Raw genomic sequence first — 15,917 nt, 5'->3', positions numbered from 1 at the left:
AGAGATCGGTTCGATGGATAGGGTGGAACTCATGACAGGTGTTCTCGGGCGCGTGGATCGAGGACGCCGTAGAGAGCGTCCGACAGCATGTTCAGGAAGACGAAGACCGCGCCCACGACCAATGTGCCCCCGAGGACGGCGTTCATATCGGCCCGGAACAGCGATGAGGCGAGATAGTTGCCGATGCCCGGCCAGGAAAAGATGGTTTCCACCAGAACGGACCCCTCCAGCAGGCTGCCATAGGAAAGCGCGACGATCGTGACCAGCGGGATCGCGGCATTGCGCAGCGCATGCCCCACCACCACCTCGAATTCGCTGGCCCCCTTCAGCCGCGCCGTCAGCACATATTCACGGTTGAGCTGGTCGAGCATCATCGACCGCGTCATGCGCCCGATATAGGCCAGGCTATAGTAACCGAGCAGGAGCGCCGGCAGGATGATGTGGCTCATCGCATTCCAGAACACCTCCCACTCGCCGGCAAGCGCGCTGTCGATCAGGATCGAGCCGGTGCGGTTTTCGACGATGCCCTGGTAAAAGACATCCAGCTGGCCCGGTCCCGACACCCAGTCGAGCTTGAAATACAGAAAGAAAAGCCCGACCAGTCCCAGCCAGAACACCGGCACCGAATAGCCCACCAGCGCGATCAGCCGCACCAGATGATCCGGCCATTTCTCATGCCAGTAGGCAGCGGCGACACCGGCGGGAATACCGAGCACCATGCCGATCAGAAGCCCGATGGTCGACAATTCGAGCGTGGCGGGAAAAAAGTCGAGCAGATCGCTCAGCACCGGCCGGCTGGTGACGAAGGACTGGCCGAAATCCCCATGCAGCAGCCCCGAGACATAGGTGGCGAACTGGACGTAAAGCGGCTTGTCGCGGCCAAGCTCTATGAAAACCCGCTGATAGACATCCGGTGAAGCCTTGTCGCCGACAATGGCCAGAACCGGATCGATCGGCACGACACGGCCGATCACGAAGGTCAGCACCGCCAGGCCGAAAAGCGTAATGGCCACGGTCGCCGCCCAGGCGCCGGCATGGCGCGAATATGTCAGAAGCCGCAAAATCAAGGGTGCACCTGCCTGCTGATGAGCGGCCCGCGGACAAAATCGTCCGCGGGTCTTTGAGCAATTCCGGTTAGGCCCGGTTCTATTCCTTGGTGATCGTCCAATAGCGATCATCGGAGAAGGTCAGGCCGAGCACCAGCCCCTTGACCTTCGAATTGATGGCCACCTTGCGCGTCTGCTGGAACATGTAGAGGAAGGGCGACGTATCGGTGTGCGTCTTCTGGATCGCCTCGTACATGGCCTTGCGCTTCTGCGTATCCTGCTCGCGCACGGCTGCCATTGCCTGCTTCGAGAGATCGCCGGCATCCCAGCCGAAACGGTCCGCGAGGCTTTCCGACCCGTCCGGCGCATCCTGCTTGTTGACCGCGAAGGCCTTGGCGTTCGAATGCGGATCGGGATAGTCCGGTCCCCACAGACCGAGCCAGATGTCCAGATTGTGGTTGCGGTAGCGATCCAGCCATTGCTGGCCATCGACGACCTGCAGGTTCAGCTTGATGCCGGCCTGCGCCATCGTTGCCTGGATGGCCTGGGCGAAGTCGGTATAGGGCGGCGTATTCCAGACGACGGTGTCGAGCGAAATCTCGCCCTTCACGCCGGCCTCGGCCAGCAGAGACTTGGCCTTCTCGATGTCCAGCTTGTAGGGCTTGTAATCCAGAGCGCCGAGGAAGCCGTTGGGAACCAGCGTCTGATGGACTTCCATCGTGCCCTTGGAAATGGTGCCGGCGATGCCGTCGTAATCGACGAGATATTTCAGCGCCTCCACCACCTTGGGCTTTGCCAAGTTCTCATTCCGCACATTGAGGCCCATATAATAGATGGTGCCCGAGCGGCCGTTCATGACAGCGATGTCCGAATTGCCGGCAATGGCGTCGAAATCATCGGGGCCGAGCTTGTTGGCAATGTCGATATCGCCCTTTTCCAGAAGCAGCCTCTGCGCGGCACTTTCGGCACTGTGCTGGATGAAGACCCGCTCGACGCCGGGCTTCTCACCCCAGTAGTTGTCGTTGCGCTTGAGCAGGATCGACTGCTTCGGCTCCCATTTGGCCAGCACGAACGGCCCGGAGCCAGCCGAGTTGGCGGTTTTCAGCCAGGCATTGCCGAAATCGCCGTTGGTTTCATGCTCCTTGACTAGCTTGCTGTCGACGATGCCGCCGACATAGGAGGACAGGCAGTAAAACAGAAAGCTCGGCGAATAGGTGTCGCCGATTTCCACGACGAGCGTCTGGTCGTCCGTCGCCTTGATGTGATCGTTGACGTTCTCCGGCGTAAAGCCGAACTGCGTGATGATGAAAGCCGAGCGCGACTTCATCAACACGACCCGCCGCAACGAATATTCCGCATCCCTGGCGGTGACCGGATTACCCGAGGCGAACGTCGCCTTGGGGTTCATCTTGAAGGTATAGATCTTGCCATCCGGCGAAACCGTCCAGCTTTCGGCGAGCACGCCGACGATCTTGGTCGGGTCGCTGACGTCGAAGCTGACCAGCGGCTGGTACATCTGGTTGGACGCCAGCACGCCGCCGACTTCGGAGACCTCGCCGGGGTCAAGGGTGATCACATCGTCGATCGCATCGGCGACGACCAGCGTGTTGGCGGGCGTCGCGGCCCAGACGGGGCTCGATAGGGCCAGCACGGCGGCAAGGGCGACCGAGTTCGCCCAACGGGAAATATTCATTCTGCTTTTCCTCCTCCAATGGCCGGCTTGCCTCATGTTTGGCCGGATCAAACAACCGCAGCGCGGCACCCTCATGCCTTGCTACGGAAAAAACGGTTGGGTGCGGACCCAAAGCTCCAGCGTGGAAACGCTCCCCAGTGTCGCCGAACGATGAGGCAGATGCGATTGAAAGTGCATGGAATCGCCCCCGTTCAGAATGTGGCGCTCACCGGCAATCTCAAGCAGCATGCTGCCCTCCAGAACATAGACGAAGTCTTCCCCATCATTGTGCATGACCTCGGAAACATGGCCCGGCGGACGGCGGACCAGCGACGGATGCAGCTTCGCTCCGGGGAACCCCCGCCCCAGCAACTCATAGGTACGCCGGGCATCGCCGAGGCTGAACGACTGGCGCTCGCCCTGACGGGACACCGCGCCGGACTGGAGCGGCGACTTCACGAAAGCATCCACACTGACACCAAGCACATCGGCGATATTGCAGAGCGACGCCAACGAAGGCGTCGACATGCCGCGCTCGATCTGCGACAGGAAACCGATCGAAAGACCCACGCGCTCCGATACCTGCTGCAGCGTCATGTCAATGGCGCGCCGCCGTTGACGAATTTTCTGCCCAAGTGCTTGGTCCGCGGCGTCTTCTGTCACGCCTCTCCCCTCTGCTTTCGACGTCGGCGGCACGCCAAACCTGACATTCCTTCAGATTCCGCATCACCGACCGGGCACGAGTTTCGCTTGCGGAACGCGCCGCCATGAAATTCATTGCACCGGCAGGTCTTACACGCCGTCTCACTTCAAAAATTTTACTATTTCACTTCAATTTATTTTGCAAGAGTTCAATTTTTATAGATCGAGATTTCCAGGCCAAAGCGCGCCGGCGAGCCCCCGGCTCCTCCGCTGGATGTGGAAAGCGACGAAGCGCGCGGTCACTCTGCCTGTTTGTCGAGGCGTGCTCGCAGCTCGGCATTTTCGGTTTCAAGTTCAGCCAAACGCGCGCGAAGCGGACCCACCGCTTCGGTAACTTCCTCTTCGGTGAAACGCGGCGTGATGTGCTGCGGGCAGTTCCAGTCGAAACTTTCCAGGCGCAGCCGGAATATGCGCTCCAGCTTTGCCCGGTAGTTCGGAATAGTCACAAGTTCGGTCAGCGCCGGGTCGGCTTCGAGGGGGACGGTCTCGACGCGAGCGTAGATTTTGAGGCGCGCCCGATGCGGGTAATCCATGAGAAACAGGCAGGCCCGACCGTCGGCCGCCAGATTGCCGGTGCTGATATACTGGCGGTTGCCGCGATAATCCGCAAAAGCCAGCGTCCGATCATCGACAAGTCTGAGGAAGCCGCGCGGGCCTCCACGATGCTGGACGTAGGGCCAGCCGGTCTCGGAAACCGTCGCCATGTAGAAGCTGTCGCGGGCAGCGATGAAAGCGGCTTCGTTCCGGCTGAAACGATCAAATTCGCGATGCTCCGCAAAACCCTGCCAGATGTGATCCGCGCCCATGCTGGCCTGCACCGCCCGCACGCTGGGCGTCACGGCGATATCGAGAAATCCGTATGACATGGCAGTTCTCCTCACGTTGTAGGGTGCTGGGGCCGGCGGAAAACCGCCAGCCCCTGTTCACATCAGGCGGCTTCGTCGGCCCTGACGACCGGAAAGTCGATGTCGGTTTCCGCAACGATATTGAGCAGATTGGTGAAGATATTCTCGGCGGCAACGGCGATGATCTCGACGATCTGGGCATCGCTAAAGCCGGCATCGCGAACCGCCACGATGTCCTCATTGCTGACGTGGCCACGCTCGCGCACCACCTTGGCCGCGAAATGCACGGCGGCATTCGCCTTCGGGTCGCCGGACTGACCCGCACGATTGAGAGCGATCTCCTCCGGGCTGATCTTGGCGAGGTTCAGACCGAGGTAGCTATGGGCCGAAAGACAATAATCGCAGCCATCCACCTGCGCGACGGCGAGCGCAATCCGTTCGCGCGTCTTGACATCGAGCGTTTTGGCGAGCGCGCCATTGTTGCCGGCAAAGCCTTGAAGGGTGGCAGGGCTCCGGGCAATCAGGCGGAACATATTCGGGACGACCCCGAGCTGTGCATGCACAGCATCAAGGATCGGCTTGGAGGTTTCGGGAACTTCGTCACGAGCGGGAATGGCAAGGCGGGACATTGAGTTTTCCTTCTGGAGCAACAACCGGGGATCGGCGTGCACGACCCTGATTTAAGCCTTTCCGATAATCGTGATAATCATCTATCATTGGGAATAAAGTTCCCATTTAATGGAATAATAATGGACCGCCTCGAAGCCATGTCGATCCTGCTGCGGATCGTGGACAAGGGAAGTTTCTCGGCCGCCGGCCGCGATCTCGGCATGCCGCTCGCCACCGTCAGCCGGAAGATAAACGAACTTGAGGGGCATCTCGGGACGCGGCTTCTCGTCCGCACGACCCGCAAAATTGCGTTGACCGATGCCGGCACCGCCTACGTGACGTCAGCACGCCGCATCCTCGACGATATCGACGAGACCGAACGGATCGCAGCCGGCGAGTTTCACACGCCTCGTGGCGAACTCATCCTGACGGCCCCTCTCCTCTTCGGACGGCTGCATATCCTGCCGATCGTCACCGCGTTCCTGGCAGCCTATCCGGAGATCGACGTGCGGCTGCTGCTCTCGGATCGAAACCTGCATCTGGTCGAAGATCACGTCGATATGGCGGTGCGGATTGGCCGGCTACCGGACAGCACCATGATCGCCACCAAGATCGGCACGATGCGGACGGTGGTGTGCGCTAGCCCGAAGCTGCTTGCCGCATATGGCGCGCCCCAATCTCCCGAGGACATCACGAACCTGCCATGCGTGAACTTCGAAGTCCTGTCGCCTGCGCCCACCTGGCCGTTCCACGCGAGAGACAGCAAAGGCCGCACCGACATCCCGATCCGCCCGCGCCTGTCGGTCAACGCGGCCGAGGCAGCTGTATCGGCAGCCTGCGAAGCAGTCGGAGCAACCCGCGTGCTGCATTATCAATGTGCAGACGCTGTGCGCGCCGGATCGCTACGGATCATCCTGCCGACATTCGAGGTCGATCCGCTGCCGGTCCATCTGCTTCACGCCGGCGGAGGCGCACTTCCGTCGAAGGTGCGCGTTTTTCTGGACTTTGCCGTCGGGCGTCTGCGGGAAAAACTGAGTTCCCTCTGACGCCGGGCGCTATGAATTCGCGGGAAGATGGTTGCCGTGGTATTCGTCGCCGTGTGTCAATCTCGACGCAGAACCTTCAACGCCGCCCGGTGGATTTCCTCATTCGCCGCCATCAGCACGGTGTCATATTGCCGGGCGTCCGCGAGCGCCCGGCCGTCCCAATCGGTCACGATCCCTCCTGCCGCCTCAATGATGGGTTTTTGCGGGAGGATGTCGTAGTCGAAGACGTTGCTTTCGAGCAGAAGATCGATGCCGCCGAGGGCCAGAAGGCCGGCGGCGTAGCAATCATGCGAAAAGCGGGTGAAGCGAACGCTTGCGGCCAGTGCCGCGAAACGATCGTGGCGTTGGCTGTCGAACTGTTCCAGGGCGGAGGTATAGAGGACCGCTTCGTTAAGCACGGTTCCGTCGCCAGTGCGGATCGGCTCGTCGTTGAGGGTTGCTTTCATGCCGGTGCCGAGCCAGCGTTCGCCGGTGATCGGCTGGTTGATGAGGCCGAGAATGGGTTTGCCCCGATGGAGCAGCGCAATCTGCGTGCCGAAGGCAAGCGAGCCGGAAAGAAAGGATTTCGTGCCGTCGATCGGATCGAGCACCCAGATCCAGTCGGCATCGGTGCGGCAGACGCCGAATTCCTCGCCCCGGATGCCATGCTCGGGAAAGGCAGCCTCGATCATCCGGCGCATCACCGTTTCCGCATCGCGGTCGGCGATCGTCACTGGGCTGGCGTCGGCTTTGGCGTCGATGGCGAGCCGCTTGCGGAACCAGGGGCGGATGACCTCCGTGGCGGCATCCGCCATGGCATGGGCGAGCGCCAGGAAGGCCGGCGGGCAAGGGGTTTGAGCGTTCATCCTTCAGCCCTTTCGGCTTCTGCGGCGATGTCGCCGAGCATGGTTCGGATCGTTTCCACCTGCCGGTGGGCGGCTATGGTCTCCTGCCGCAGGCGCAGGTCCAGATCGCCCGGTCCGAGGTCGGTGAAGCTGGCGGTCCGGGCGGGGATGAAGGGATCGGGTCCATCCGAAGGGCGGCGCAGGGCCGGAGCGAAATAACCTTCCTCCTCCTCGAGGCCGAAGGCCAGGACCTGCGGCTGCTCGTCGCCGAGCAGAAGCAATTCGACAAACATCGCCTGCAGCGGCAGATGCCCCTTGCCCGAGAGGCAGGCAAGGTGAGCCCAGCCGCCGCGATCCGGCTGCACGAGGCAATCCTTGACATGCACGTCGGTCACGCAAGGCGCCTGGATCGCCAAAGCCGGCATCGGCAGCTCATAGGCATTGATCATGTTGCCGAAATCGAACAACAGGCCGAGACGCGGATTGCCGACGGCCTTGACGATGCCGACCAGCTCCTCCGATTTCAGATCCTCGTGCTGTTCCAGCGTGAATCGCAACCGGCGCTGCGGGTCGAAATCGGCAAGACGCCGAAGATCGGCGATCGTCCAGGCGATGATCTGCGACACCCTGCCCTCGTAACGCGGATAACAGCGCAGCGATGTGGCGCCCGTGGCGAGCGCGATGCGCACCGCATCGGCAAGGCCCGGCGCTTGCGTCGTGCTGGTCTCGACATGCAGTTCCAGCCCGCATGCTTTCAATTGCGCGGCGAAGGCGGTGAGCGCTTCTCCATCCATGCGGCCCAGGCTGGCCTGCTCGCCGTCATCCACGTGGAGCTTGATGCCGCAAAGCCCCTGCGCCCCGGCAAATTCGGCAAGCTGCAGCGGAGTCATGCCGCCGAAGCGCATGTTGAGGTGAAAGGCATAGGCATGGGCAAAGAGCGGGGCGGTGCGCGCCCGCTCGGCAAGCCGGATACGCTGCGCGGGCACAAGTGCTGCCACCCTTGCCCGCCAGTCCGGAGACGGCGCGTCGGCCCATAGCATGTTGGTCACGATGCCGGTTCCTTCCATCGGTTCGGGTTTACCCATCAGGCGGCCAGCACCAGCAGGTCGCGGTCGCAGATGCTGACCTCGACGGCTGCGCCGACGGCCGGCGGCGGCCGGTCGGGCTGGTTGAAGGTATCGAGGGAAAGAAGCTGGTCGCCAACCGCCACACGGATACGGATCACCGAGCCGAGAAAATGCACATCGGCGATGCGGCCGGACAGGATGACATCGTGCCCCTCCGCACGCCCGAGCGCCACCGTTTCGGGCCGCAGCGCCAGACTGATGCGCTCACCGGCGCGGGCGGACAAAGGCCGGTTCAGCGCTACGGGCACGTCGCCGAGACGCACGCGGCCGCTCACCGCCTCGACCACATCGGCATCGACGAGATTAAGGGTGCCGACGAACTCCGCCACGAAACGCGTGGCAGGCCGGTTGTAGATGTCGAACGGCGCGCCGACCTGATCGGCAACCCCTTGATGCATGACGACGATGCGATCCGAAATGGAGAGCGCTTCTTCCTGATCGTGGGTAACGAAGATGGTGGTGATGCCGAGATCCTGCTGGATACGGCGGATTTCCTCGCGCAAGCTGACGCGGATTTTCGCATCGAGCGCCGAGAGCGGTTCATCGAGCAGCAGCACCTGCGGCCGCGGCGCAAGCGCGCGGGCGAGCGCCACGCGCTGCTGCTGGCCGCCGGAGAGCTGGAAGGGATAGCGCCCGCCAAGCTGCGGCAGGCCGATCAGTTCCAGCATCTCCGCGACGCGCCTTGCGATGTCCGCCTTGCCTTCGCCCGCCACCTTGAGGCCGAAGCCGATATTGTCGGCCACCGTCAGGTTCGGGAACAGCGCATAGGCCTGGAACACCATGCCGATCTTGCGCCGGTTGGCCGGCAGGCCGGTGACATCCTGTCCGTCGATGCGGATCGCACCCGACGTCGGCGTTTCGAAGCCGGCGACCATGCGCAAGACCGTCGTCTTGCCGCAGCCCGAGGGGCCGAGGAAGGAAACAAATTCGCCCTTTTCGATGCCGAGGATGAAGTCCTTCACGACGCGCAGCTCGCCGAAGGATTTTTGCAGATGGTTGATATCGAGAAAGGCCATGGTCAGCGCCTCGCGGTGGAGAATTTTGAAAAGCGGGTGAAGAGCTGCATCAGTCCCATGCAGGCCCAGGTGATGGCGAAGGCGACGACGGCGAGCGCGGAGGGCTCATAGGCCCGGTTGCCGCCCATCCAGACCATGTAGGGACCGAAGGAATTGACGTTCAGCAGGGCGGCGAAGACATATTCGCCGATGACGATTGCGAAGGTCAGGAACGCACCCGACATCACCGAGACGAAGACGTTCGGCAAGATGACGACGGTGAGAATGCGCGCCCAGCCGGCCCCGAGCGATTGGGCGGCTTCCGTCAGGCTGCCGATGTCGATGGTGCGCAGGCCTGTGTCCACCGAACGGTACATGTAGGGCAGCGCCAGCGTCGCATAACCGAAGAGCAGCAGGATGTTCGTGCCCCACCAGCTTCCCGTCAGCGGCAGGATCGAGGAGGTGTTGTATATGCGGATATAGCCGAAGACGATGACGATGGGCGGAATGACCAGCGGCAGGAGCGTGATGAACTCGATGACGGGCCTGAGTCCCGGCAGCTTCAGCCGCACGAAATAGGCCGTCGGCACGACGATGAGGATGCCGATGACGATCGTCAGCAGGGCAAGCCCGACCGAATAGAGGAACGTGTGCTGGAACTGCGGGTCCGTCAGCACGATCCGGTAGGCTTCGAAACTGTACTCGCCGCGCTTCATGCGCATCGAGAAATCGACCATGCCGGCGAGCGGCAGCAGGAAATAAAGTCCGCCGAGCGCGACGGCGAGGAGAGACCAGAGGCGTTTTCCCGTCATTTGACCCACCGTTCGGCGCGCATGCGCAGGAAGATGTAGATGGCGTTGGCGATCGCGGTCAGCAGGATCATGCCGAAGGCGATGGCATAACCGAGATGCGGATCGTTGAGCACGTCGCCGCGGATCTGCGCAAAGAGCACGATCGGCGCGATGGAGAGCGAGGAGCCGGTGAGTGCAATCGCCGTGGCCACCGCCCCGAAGGCATTGGCGAACAGCAGCGCCAGCGTGCCGAGCAGCGACGGCCACAGCACCGGCAGCGCCACCATGCGCCAATATTGCAGGCCGCTGGCCCCGAGGCTTTCGGCCGCCTCGCGCCATTCGCGGCGCAAGCCCTCCAGCGCCGGCGTGATGATCAGCACCATCAGCGGGATCTGGAAATAGAGATAGGTGAGCGCCAGTCCCAGGAACGAGACGATGTTGAAGCCGGAGCCATAGAGATTGATGCCGAACCAGTTGCGCAGCAGCATCGTCACGAAGCCGAGCCGGCCGAGCGTGGCGATGAAGGCGAAGGCGAGCGGCACGCCGGCGAAATTCGAGGCGACGCCCGAAAAGGTGATGATGCCGTTGCGAAGCCAGCGCGGCAGCTCGCCGAGCGTGATCGCGGCGGCGATGAGGAAGCCGAACAGGCAACCGAGCACCGCCGTCAGCAGACTAAGCTCGATGGAGATCCAGAACGCCGCACGGATCGACGGCGAAAAGAGTTTGCCGAGGTTTTCCAGCGTCACCTGGCCTTGCGGATTGCGGAAGGCGCCGACGACGATGTTGAGCGTCGGCAGGATCAGGAACAGCGTGGCAAAGAGGAAGAAGGGGGCGACCCCGACCCAGTTGAGAAGCTGCCGCGGCCGCAAGGCCGCCGGCAGGGAAACGGCGCTTGTCGTCATCGGATTGTTTCCTGAAGGGGGGCATCGGCCGGAGGCTCCACGACGGGCGAAGCCTCCGCGCCGGATGCGCGTGTTACTTCACGTTGGCGCCGACCACCTTATCCCAGCCTTCGACGATGGCGCCCTTGTTGGCATCCAGCTGCTCGACGGTCGGGAAGATCGCCTTTTCATAGGCTTCGGCAGGCGGCAGCTTGTCGAGCAGTTCCTGCGGGAACTTGTTGGCCTTCTGCATGGCGTTGAAGCGCGCCGGGTGGCAATAGCCCTTCAGCCAGCCGGTCTGGCCTTCGTCGGAATAGAGATATTCCATCCAGAGCTTTGCCGCGTTCGGGTGCGGCGCATAGGCAGAGATCGCCTGTACATAGACGCCCGCGACAACGCCGGTCGCCGGCACGATGACATCCATCGGCGGGTTGCCGGCAAGGGCGTCGCGCCAGGCGAGTAGGTTGTAATCCCAGGCGGCGACGATCGGCGTCTGACCCTGGGCGATGGTGCCGGCCTTGCCGAGCACCGGCACGAAATTACCGGCCTTGTTCAGTTCGGCGAAAAGTTCCAGCCCCTTCTTGCCCGAGTCTGCGCCCGGCTCGGCGCCGCGCGAAATACCGGCGGACATCAGCGCCAGGATTGCCTGCGCCGAGGAGCGCGGATCGCCGGTAAGCGCCACGGCGCCGGAATATTCCGACTTGGTGAGATCCGCCCAGTCGGCCGGCGCGGTCTCAATCAGGTCCTTGTTGATGCCAAGCGCCATGACGCCGTAGTAATCGCCGTACCAGTTGCCGTCGGCATCCTTGATGTTGTCGGGAATTTCATCCCAGGTCTCGACCTTGTAGGGCTGCAGCAGGCCCTCCTTGGTGGCGGCGGGCGCAAAGGCGAGGCCGAGGTCCACCACGTCAGGAGCTTGCGCGCCGGTATTGCCCTTGTTGGCGCGGATGGCTTCCAGCTCATCGGCCGTGCCGGCGTCGGGGTTCAGTTCGTTGACCTCGATACCCGGATATTTTGCCTTGAATCCGGTGATGACCTCACCGTAGTTGCACCAGTCGTGCGGCAGGGCGATGACCGTCAGCATGCCTTCCTTCGTGGCGGCGTCAACGAGGTCCTTTGCGGGCTCGGCCGAGGCAAGACCGGGCAAAGCGGCAGAAAGGGCGAGCGTGGAAGCGAATGCACGCGAGATGTAGCGGTTCATGAAGTCCTCCTGTTGACCGTCGGCGACGGTTCGTGGGCGATGGCTGCGTTGGTCCTTGCATCCGGTCGTCGGCCGCGCCGTTCGTCCCGGTTCCCCTGGCACCTGTCTGCGCCCTTTCGGGGACTGCATCGGTGCGTTCTCGTATAGGCAGAGCATGTAACAATTGGACAACAATAAAACGTCCATTATGATGCGTTCGACTGTACCAATTTTTGGGGACGAACCTTGGCCAAGCAGTTCGAAGGCCCGATCCTGCCTTTCCTTCGCCTCGATGACGGCGTGGCCCTGCCAAAATTCCGGCAGGTGCAGGACCAGTTGCGTGCTGCGATCCTGCAGGGGCATCTGCGGGCAGGCACGCGCCTGCCGGCAAGCCGCATCCTTGCCGGGGAACTGGGCCTGTCGCGCCAGACCTTGGTGCGGGTGCTGGAGAACCTGAAGGCGGAGGGGTATCTGGAGGCGCGGCAGGGTGCCGGCACCTTCGTCTCGGCGGCCTTGCCGCGCGCGGCGCCCAAGCTGCGCATGACGCCTGCATCGGATGATCCGCCGGCCGCCCCGCGCCTCTCCCGCATCGGCACGCTATCCCGCGCGGTTTCGGCCGAGATCGGGCCGATGGAACGAAAGCCCTTCCTGCCCAACCAGCCGGCGCTCGACCGCTTCCCTTTCGCCATCTGGCGCAAGTGCTGGAATGCGGCGACCCGCAACGGCAAGGCCATGGGCTACGGCGACGTCGCGGGCGAACTGGTGCTGCGCCAGCGCATCGCCGAATATCTCGCCGTGCACCGGCGCGATCCCTGCGATCCCGAGCAGATCGTCATCACGCCCGGCGGCCATGCCGCCTTCACGCTCGCCGCGCTGGCGCTGGCCGATCCCGGTGACGACATCTGGTTCGAGGACCCCGGCCCCGTCACCACCTCCAACCTGTTCCGCACGCTAGGCCTTAACCTCTGCCTTGTCGATGTCGATGCGGATGGCATGGACGTTGCCGTCGCCATGGCCCGCTACCCGCACGCGCGGCTCGCCTTCGTCATGCCCTCGCGCCATCATCCGCTGGGCGTAACGCTCTCCCTGCCCCGCCGGCTCGCCTTGCTCGAATGGGCACGGGCAAACGACGCCTGGATCATCGAGGACGATTACGACAGCGAGTTCCGCTATGACGGCGCGCCGCTTCCCTCGATGCGCTCCATCGACAGCCATGGACGGGTGATCTATGCGGGCAGTTTCAGCAAGGCGCTCTATCCGGGTATCCGGGTCGGCTATCTGGTGCTGCCGCAACCGCTGGTCGGCGCCTTCCGTAATCTTTCCGGCCTGATCCACCGCAGCGTGCCGGTGGAAACCCAGCTCGCCCTTGCGGAATTCATCGGCGGCGGGCATTTCGCCAGCCACTTGCGCCGCATGCGCAGCCTCTATGCCGAACGCCGGGCGGCTTTTATCGACGCAGCAAGCGTCTCCCTTTCCGGCCGCGCCCGCATCGACTGTTCCGAAAGCGGCCTCAACGCGCTCGCCTGGCTGACTGACGGAGTGAAAGACAGCGCGGCCCATCGCGCCATCCTCGATGCCGGACTGCAATGTTATCCGCTGTCCGACTATACAATCGCGACCTCTCGGCCGGCAGCCCTCATCCTCGGCTATGCCGGTGTGCCCGCAGAGCGCATGCGCCCCTATTTAAGCCGCTTGGCCGAGGCGCTTTCCCGGCTTTGAAACCACTGCTGTCGAGCTACCGGCGAAGGCTGTGTTGGGGCAAGCCGACAGTTCGACAGCGGGGCGACGACGAAGAGAACCCCGCCGATGCCGATGATCGTGCCGGGGACGGCGAAGCTCATCTCAGCGCGAATTGCTGACATGCCCAAGCCACGCAAATGTACGTTATCTTTCACTTCCACCCAGTGGCGGATCGGAGATCTTGTCCAAAGCAGGTTCCTGTCCGCTCTCCGGGGCGCCCTCGACGCCCTCGGACTTGAAGTTCGCCATGAAGCGTAGCGTCGCGAACGTGGCGATGGACAGCACGATCGCCGTTTCATAGGCGCCCAGCCCGACCGAAGCGCCGATGGCGCCGGTTGCCCACAGGCTTGCCGCTGTCGCGGTTCCCCTGACACTTGCCTTGCCGACAAGAATAGCCCCGCCGCCGATGAACCCGACGCCGTTTATCAGTCCCTCGACGATTCTCGCCGTGGCTTCGGGACTATCACGGGTAACAGTCTCCGCAGCCTGTATGAAACCGCAGGCGGCGATCGCCACGAGCGGGAACGTGCGGAGACCGGCGCTCCGTTCGTTTCGTTCACGATCCCATGCGATAGGAAGTGCCAGCACATAGGCGAACAAGAGCGCGATGAGGTGGGGAAGAAATTTGAGATCGAATTCGTACCCGGAGAGCCAATCTATCATTCCCGTCCTCCCGCTTCTTTGCCTGAAGCGGAAACATGGTAAGATTATTCGCTCCGGCAAGGCGGTCAGAGTTTTATAAAACAATGGTCCGCTCTTGCCGGCCGCAGCCACGCCCTCGTCGGCCGTTGACACAACAGTTGCTACCTGCCCAGTCGAGATCGGGCAGGCCCGGAAAAATGGCCAGCTACAACCCGTCATACTGGATGACTATCGGCAAGCCGTTATCGTCCTCAGACGCTTCAGCAGCACGGCATGAATCAAAACTTTGTCGGATAGCCGGCCGCCCGGAATTCGATGACCCGCGCACGGGAAAGGGCGAGTTCGATCAATCCGTCAGACAGGCGATGCAGACAGATGCGGCGCTTCCACGGTCCATCTTCCAACGTGAAGAGGAAGCGGCCATTGCCAAGCGATTGCAAGGGCATGGCGCGGCGCGTCGGGCCAACGCCCATGCATACCGCACCCTCCCGGATTTCCAGCCGGGCGTCGAAATCATCGCTGATCCACACGCCCGCGAGGTCGGTGGGAATGGCCTCTGGTTCGGCAGGTCGGTAGCGCCTGAGCGCATGGCCGACCGTGCCGAAAATATCCGCCCCATCCATCCGCAACCGCAGGCTCGAGGTCGGTGACAGGCTGTCGACACCGCCCTCGGAGCCGGCGGGATAGACGGCGACCTCATCATCGAGCCTCGAGACGGAGGCCCTGTCGACCTTGATCCAGTCGGCGCCCTTGTCCGTCACATAGAAGCCGGGAACGAGATTCGATCCTGCGATTGGCAGGCTTGCGCCGAACAGCGCGGCCATCGCCTTCGCGGCGATGTCGGCAGTGTTGACGTCATCGCGGTTGGCGACGACCGCGCAGCCGGTCAGCGTCTCGGGGTCAATCAAGAGATAACTCTTGAAGCCCGGTTGCGAGCCGCCATGACCGACGAGATCGCGCTCGCCGATCCGCTGGCGCCGCAAGCCGAGCCCGTATCCGGTCACCTGCCCATCTAACATCTGGCGCGGAGCGGACAACAGGGCAAGTACCCCGGCAAGACTGCCCTTGCCACGCAGCAGCGCCCTGCCCCATTCGGCAAGCGACCGGCCGCTTCCTGTCAGGCTGCCGGCGGCGGAGAGATGCATGCCCTGCAGACCCATCTGCCAACCCGCGCCATCGAACCAGTAGCCGGTGCAAAGTCCCGGCACGGGATCGGTCCACATCTCGGCGGCGTACATCGCTAGACCCAGCCCCTCGCGGACAACACGGCGCAGGTAGTCGTCGAACAGAAGACCATGGTTGCGCATCGCCTCCTCGACGAGGCGATAACCGCCATTGGAATAATGGACCTCCGTACCCGGTGCATAATTGGTGCGCCGGAGCGCCGCGTGGAAGGCGAGAAGATCGGCCGCACGGGTCTGCGTGAAAATGGAATGGCCTATGAGGGTCAGGCATTCGCGCGTATCGGGAACGCCGCCCGACATATCCAGCGCGCGGCCGACGGTCACCACCGCCGTCGCGGCCGCAAGTTGCGGCAGGTGCTTGCCGAGGGGATCATTGAGCGAAATCGCCTCGGGATGCGCCAGAACGAAGCTTGCAAAGACATGCTTGGTGACTGAGGCATAGCGAACGACGCTGTCGATGCCGAACGGGGCGAGCGTCGAGAGGCTTTCCACTCCCCCGGTCCGCGCGGCCCGCAGGCCCTCAGCATCGAAGAGGATCGCGGCCCCGCCCGGCTCGCCGTCGCCCCAGCAAACGGCCGCATCAAGGACTGCTTCGGCCCCAGCCCAGTCCAGCGTCGTCATTCGCCGTCCGGC

The 15,917-nt window shown here is 63.0% G+C and carries 15 protein-coding genes; 2 read left to right on the top strand and 13 right to left on the bottom strand.

What is annotated here, in order from left to right; genetic code table 11:
* Positions 1-29: 29 nt before the first annotated feature.
* The 5 genes from ASC86_RS07620 to ASC86_RS07600 form a co-directional block, all read right to left on the bottom strand.
* Positions 30-1,013, bottom strand: coding sequence for an ABC transporter permease (locus ASC86_RS07620; RefSeq protein WP_244477556.1), 984 nt, complete (start codon positions 1,011-1,013; stop codon positions 30-32).
* Between the two features lie 133 nt (positions 1,014-1,146).
* Positions 1,147-2,739 (bottom strand): ABC transporter substrate-binding protein, encoded by a 1,593-nt coding sequence (locus ASC86_RS07615; protein ID WP_056318661.1) that lies wholly within the window; start codon positions 2,737-2,739, stop codon positions 1,147-1,149.
* A gap of 81 nt (positions 2,740-2,820) precedes the next feature.
* Positions 2,821-3,381: a helix-turn-helix domain-containing protein gene (locus ASC86_RS07610; protein WP_156386946.1), complete on the bottom strand. Its 561-nt coding sequence runs from the start codon at positions 3,379-3,381 to the stop codon at positions 2,821-2,823.
* A gap of 278 nt (positions 3,382-3,659) precedes the next feature.
* Positions 3,660-4,286, bottom strand: coding sequence for a pyridoxamine 5'-phosphate oxidase family protein (locus ASC86_RS07605; RefSeq protein ID WP_056318653.1), 627 nt, complete (start codon positions 4,284-4,286; stop codon positions 3,660-3,662).
* A 62-nt stretch (positions 4,287-4,348) separates the two neighbouring features.
* The gene (locus tag ASC86_RS07600) at positions 4,349-4,894 is read right to left on the bottom strand and encodes a peroxidase-related enzyme (protein WP_056318648.1); all 546 of its coding nucleotides are present in this window, start codon (positions 4,892-4,894) and stop codon (positions 4,349-4,351) included.
* A 120-nt stretch (positions 4,895-5,014) separates the two neighbouring features.
* On the opposite strand from ASC86_RS07600, the gene ASC86_RS07595 reads away from it, so the two are divergent.
* Positions 5,015-5,920, top strand: a complete 906-nt coding sequence (locus ASC86_RS07595) for a LysR family transcriptional regulator (RefSeq protein ID WP_056318645.1) — start codon at positions 5,015-5,017, stop codon at positions 5,918-5,920.
* Positions 5,921-5,976: 56 nt separating this feature from the next.
* On the opposite strand, the gene ASC86_RS07590 is transcribed toward ASC86_RS07595, so the two are convergent.
* The 6 genes from ASC86_RS07590 to ASC86_RS07565 all read right to left on the bottom strand — a co-directional run bounded on the left by ASC86_RS07590 (position 5,977) and on the right by ASC86_RS07565 (position 11,739).
* Positions 5,977-6,765, bottom strand: a complete 789-nt coding sequence (locus tag ASC86_RS07590; protein ID WP_056318642.1) for an inositol monophosphatase family protein — start codon at positions 6,763-6,765, stop codon at positions 5,977-5,979.
* The gene (locus ASC86_RS07585) at positions 6,762-7,784 is read right to left on the bottom strand and encodes a TIM barrel protein (protein WP_244477558.1); all 1,023 of its coding nucleotides are present in this window, start codon (positions 7,782-7,784) and stop codon (positions 6,762-6,764) included. Before ASC86_RS07585 ends, ASC86_RS07590 begins: the two co-directional genes overlap by 4 nt.
* Positions 7,785-7,828: 44 nt before the next feature.
* Positions 7,829-8,887: an ABC transporter ATP-binding protein gene (locus ASC86_RS07580; protein ID WP_056318639.1), complete on the bottom strand. Its 1,059-nt coding sequence runs from the start codon at positions 8,885-8,887 to the stop codon at positions 7,829-7,831.
* Between the two features lie 2 nt (positions 8,888-8,889).
* The gene (locus ASC86_RS07575) at positions 8,890-9,678 is read right to left on the bottom strand and encodes an ABC transporter permease subunit (protein ID WP_056318636.1); all 789 of its coding nucleotides are present in this window, start codon (positions 9,676-9,678) and stop codon (positions 8,890-8,892) included.
* The gene (locus tag ASC86_RS07570) at positions 9,675-10,559 is read right to left on the bottom strand and encodes an ABC transporter permease subunit (protein WP_056318634.1); all 885 of its coding nucleotides are present in this window, start codon (positions 10,557-10,559) and stop codon (positions 9,675-9,677) included. Before ASC86_RS07570 ends, ASC86_RS07575 begins: the two co-directional genes overlap by 4 nt.
* Positions 10,560-10,632: 73 nt before the next feature.
* On the bottom strand, positions 10,633-11,739 hold the full coding sequence (locus tag ASC86_RS07565) for an ABC transporter substrate-binding protein (RefSeq protein WP_056318631.1): 1,107 nt from the start codon (positions 11,737-11,739) through the stop codon (positions 10,633-10,635).
* A gap of 225 nt (positions 11,740-11,964) precedes the next feature.
* On the opposite strand from ASC86_RS07565, the gene ASC86_RS07560 reads away from it, so the two are divergent.
* Positions 11,965-13,437 (top strand): PLP-dependent aminotransferase family protein, encoded by a 1,473-nt coding sequence (locus tag ASC86_RS07560; protein WP_082509941.1) that lies wholly within the window; start codon positions 11,965-11,967, stop codon positions 13,435-13,437.
* A 165-nt stretch (positions 13,438-13,602) separates the two neighbouring features.
* Here ASC86_RS07560 and ASC86_RS07555 read toward each other — a convergent pair whose 3' ends face one another.
* Positions 13,603-14,121 carry an MgtC/SapB family protein gene (locus ASC86_RS07555; protein ID WP_056318627.1) on the bottom strand — a complete coding sequence of 173 codons (519 nt, stop codon included), beginning with the start codon at positions 14,119-14,121 and terminating at the stop codon, positions 13,603-13,605.
* A gap of 257 nt (positions 14,122-14,378) precedes the next feature.
* Positions 14,379-15,905, bottom strand: a complete 1,527-nt coding sequence (locus ASC86_RS07550) for a serine hydrolase domain-containing protein (protein ID WP_056318625.1) — start codon at positions 15,903-15,905, stop codon at positions 14,379-14,381.
* Positions 15,906-15,917 lie beyond the last annotated feature (12 nt).

It is taken from the genome of Rhizobium sp. Root1212, from assembly GCF_001424985.1.
Taxonomy (GTDB): Bacteria; Pseudomonadota; Alphaproteobacteria; order Rhizobiales; family Rhizobiaceae; genus Pararhizobium.
This window is presented reverse-complemented; position numbering and strand designations above follow the sequence as displayed.